The sequence below is a fragment of the Kitasatospora sp. NPDC007106 genome (genome assembly GCF_040634455.1).
GTDB classification, from domain to species: Bacteria; Actinomycetota; Actinomycetes; order Streptomycetales; family Streptomycetaceae; genus Kitasatospora; species Kitasatospora arboriphila.
In genome coordinates, this window is sequence record NZ_JBEYFP010000918.1 from 1 (window position 1) to 2,205 (window position 2,205).

General features: G+C 76.0%; 3 protein-coding genes. All 3 read left to right on the top strand.

The features are described from left to right. Nucleotides 1-758 (top strand): urease subunit alpha (locus ABZ641_RS34015; RefSeq protein ID WP_359988165.1); only part of this gene is annotated, 758 nt, incomplete at its 5' end. 10 nt (nt 759-768) lie between these two features. Continuing rightward, the gene (locus ABZ641_RS34020; RefSeq protein WP_359988167.1) at nt 769-1,425 is read left to right on the top strand and encodes an urease accessory UreF family protein; all 657 of its coding nucleotides are present in this window, start codon (nt 769-771) and stop codon (nt 1,423-1,425) included. Then, the gene (ureG, locus tag ABZ641_RS34025) at nt 1,415-2,092 is read left to right on the top strand and encodes an urease accessory protein UreG (protein ID WP_344626422.1); all 678 of its coding nucleotides are present in this window, start codon (nt 1,415-1,417) and stop codon (nt 2,090-2,092) included. The genes ABZ641_RS34020 and ureG overlap by 11 nt, the downstream gene beginning before the upstream one ends. Nucleotides 2,093-2,205 lie beyond the last annotated feature (113 nt).

Sequence of the window (2,205 nt, forward strand, 5' to 3'; positions counted from 1 at the left end):
GCCATCACCTCAGCCCGCACGTCCCCGAGGACCTGGCCTTCGCCGAGTCCCGGATCCGCCCGTCCACCATCGCCGCCGAGGACGTCCTGCACGACCTCGGCGCCATCTCGATCATCAGCTCCGACTCCCAGGCGATGGGCCGGATCGGCGAGGTCGTGCTGCGCACCTGGCAGACCGCGCACGTCATGAAGGTCCGCCGCGGCGCCCTGCCCGGCGACGGCCGCGCCGACAACCACCGGGCCCGCCGCTACGTCGCCAAGTACACCGTCAACCCGGCCGCCGCCCAGGGCGTCGACCACGAGATCGGCTCCGTCGAACCCGGCAAGCTCGCCGACCTGGTGCTCTGGACCCCGGCCTTCTTCGGCGTCAAACCCGACCTGGTGATCAAGGGCGGCCAGATCGCCTGGGCGCAGATGGGCGACGCCAACGCCTCCATCCCCACCCCGCAACCCGTGCTGCCCCGGCCGCAGTTCGGCGCCACCGGCCGAGCCCCCGCCGCCAACTCCCTCAACTTCACCGCGCAGGCCGCGATCGACGACCGGCTGCCCGAACGGCTCGGCGAACAGCTGGGCGTGCGCAAGCAGTTCACCGCCATCCGGTCCACCCGCGGCGTCACCAAGGACGACATGGTGAACAACACCGCCCGCCCCGACGTCCGGGTCGACCCCGACACCTTCACCGTCACCATCGACGGCGAGACCGTCACCCCCGCCCCCGCCACCGAACTCCCGCTCGCCCAGCGGTACTTCCTCTTCTGAGGAGGCCCAGGTGCACGCCGCCCTGCTGCTCCTCGCCGACGGCCGCTTCCCGGCCGGCGGCCACGCCCACTCCGGTGGCGCCGAGGCCGCCGTCCGGGCCGGCCGGATCCACGACGCCGACACCCTCGCCGCCTTCCTCACCGGACGCCTGCACACCACCGGCCTGACCGCCGCCGCCCTCGCCGCGGCGGCCGCCGCCGAGGACGCCGACCCCGCCGCCCTCGACGCCGCCGCCGAGGCCCGCACCCCCTCGCCCGCCCTGCGCGACACCAGCCGCCGCCTCGGCCGCCAACTGCTGCGCGCCGCCCGTGCCGCCTGGCCGCACCCCGCCCTCGACCTGCTGCACAGCACCCACCCCCGCGGCCCCCACCACCCCGTCGCGCTCGGCACCACCGCCCGCGCCGCCGGGCTCACCCCCGCGGACGCCGCCGCCCTCGCCGCGTACGAGAGCGTCAACGGCCCCGCCACCGCCTGCGTCCGGCTGCTCGGCCTCGACCCCTACCAGGTCGCCGCCGTGCTGGCCCGGCTCGCCCCCGACCTCGACACCGTGGCCGCCGGTGCCACGGCCGCCGCCGCCCGCGGCACCCTGCCCGCCGCCTCCGCCCCGCTGCTCGACGTCCACGCCGAACAGCACCGCTCCTGGAAGGTCCGCCTCTTTGCATCGTGACCACGTCGACCCCCACGACGCCCCCGCCCGCCACACCTGGACCGAGCAGACCCGCACCCGCACCCGCCGCGCCCTGCGGATCGGCCTCGGCGGCCCGGTCGGCTCCGGCAAGACCGCCACCGTCGCCGCGCTCTGCCGGGAGCTGCGCGACGAGATCTCGCTCGCCGTCGTCACCAACGACATCTACACCACCGAGGACGCCGAGTTCCTGCTGCGCAACGCCGTCCTGCCGCCCGAGCGGATCGCCGCCGTCGAGACCGGCTGCTGCCCGCACACCGCGATCCGCGACGACATCTCCGCCAACCTGGAGGCCGTCGAGGAACTGGAGGAGACCGTCGGCCCGCTCGACCTGGTGCTCGTCGAGTCCGGCGGCGACAACCTCACCGCCACCTTCAGCCGGGGCCTGGTCGACCACCAGATCTTCGTCATCGACGTCTCCGGCGGCGACAAGATCCCCCGCAAGGGCGGCCCCGGCGTCTCCACCTCCGACCTGCTCGTCGTCAACAAGACCGACCTCGCCCCGCTGGTCGGCGCCGACCTCGCGGTGATGGCCCGCGACGCCGAGGCCCAGCGCGGCGGCCTGCCCACCGTCTTCACCGCCCTCACCACCCCGGACGGCATCGCCCCGGTCGCCGCCTGGGTCCGCGCCCGGCTCGCCGAACGGTGACCGTCACCGGCGCCCGGCACCCGGCCGCCGGGCACACCACCGTCCCGCACCCGGCCGCCGTCGACGCCACCGCCCGGATCACCGCCGCCCCCGACGGCCGCGGCGGCACCGCC